2 protein-coding genes are annotated in these 1,372 nt (G+C 41.4%); both read right to left on the bottom strand.

The features are described 5' to 3' along the window. Nucleotides 1–218 precede the first annotated feature (218 nt). Complete coding sequence (locus ACTHS3_RS13215; protein ID WP_440368154.1) at nucleotides 219–494, bottom strand: hypothetical protein; 276 nt, start codon at nucleotides 492–494, stop codon at nucleotides 219–221. A gap of 2 nt (nucleotides 495–496) precedes the next feature. Next, nucleotides 497–1,372: RHS repeat domain-containing protein (locus tag ACTHS3_RS13220; RefSeq protein WP_440368155.1), on the bottom strand; the 876-nt coding region annotated here is incomplete at its 5' end.

Consider the following 1,372-nt stretch of genomic DNA (forward strand, 5'->3'; position numbering starts at 1 on the left):
GTCGAAACCGCTTTCTGCAATCAATCGGTCGAGGACGTCGTAGGCAAAGCGGTAGCGCGCACCGTTTTCATTGGTGATGGCTAACCGACTATTTTCCCAAGCATACCTTCGTCAGTATTTTTTGGATAAAAATCATAGAGAAGGTCGTCTGAGAATTGATTTTAGACGACCTTGATGTTTTGTTGGGGCTCGATCCAACCTATGGTCTAAAAAAGGTCTTAAAGAGGCTTGTTACCTTTAAATATATTAAATCTTGATAGATTAGCTCCTTTTGATTGAATATGTTTTATAGCTAATTCAAGTTCATTAAATTCATTAAATTCTTCTATCTCATAATCTTCAGCCTGATCCAATTTATTTTTTGGTACCGTATAGTAATATGTGCTATAAGTTCCATTATTTTTCTTAATAGCAAATACTTGATAAACAACATCTCCATCAATTTCAATAAGTTCATCATATCCTTTTGTTTGTAAATTAGTTAAATTTAACATATCTATTTTCCTATAATATCAATACGCACTTGTTTCCCATCCGGACGTCTAATATTTATATGCGGGTACTTTCCATGTCCTGTTCCTTGTGGATCATCATGTCCTTTACAACGTCCTGTTGCTTTATCCATAGCATAATCTTTATGGTAATGTACTTTTCCATCAGCCTTTTTGAAAGCAATTCTTTTATTTAACCTTCGTGCGTCACTGGCATCTTCTGGGCCGATGCCTCTCACTTTTTGAGCATCTGGAAATGCTGCTTTTAATAACGCATCTGCATCGGCCTTGCTTTTTACTGATACAACAGTACCATTGCCTCCTGTTTGTAATGCTTTTATATCTCCTGCTTTTGGTGCAAGCCCTAAAGGATCAATCCACTCTATGGCATTTGGCATAAGTGTATACAGGTTATCTCCACCTTCCAACCCAATCGGATCCTGATTCACAAACCGACCTACATTAGGCTCATAATACCTGAAGAAGTTGTAATGCAACCCCGTCTCACGGTCGCAATACTGGTTTTGCAGGCGGAAGGGTTGGTGAGCAATGCCGGATATGTTGGTTTCACTCTTCAGTTTGCCCCAGCCGTAATAATCGCCGAACCAAACCAGGTTGCCGTCTTTATCGGTCATTTCTCTTGGAATGCCGATTTGGTCGCAGTGGAAGTAGAGAATTTGTTGGCGGCTTTCGCCCTCGGTATTGGTGTGGTTGTGTTCCTGTGCCAAAGGTTCGTAGCTGTCGGGATCGGTGTAGAGATAGGTATACCTGCCGTCCTGCAAGAGGTGGCTGCCGTCCCAAACAAATCCGGTTTCCTCTTTCAGGCCGTCTGAAACTTCTTCGTTTTTCAGACGGCCTTTGCCTATCCTTCTGCCCAAGGC

Source organism: Neisseria sp. P0009.S007, from assembly GCF_051962515.1.

Coding starts and splice junctions, on each gene's coding strand:
- ACTHS3_RS13215 (WP_440368154.1), bottom strand. CDS start 494: ATGTTAAATTTAACTAATTTACAAACAAAAGGATATGATGAACTTATT.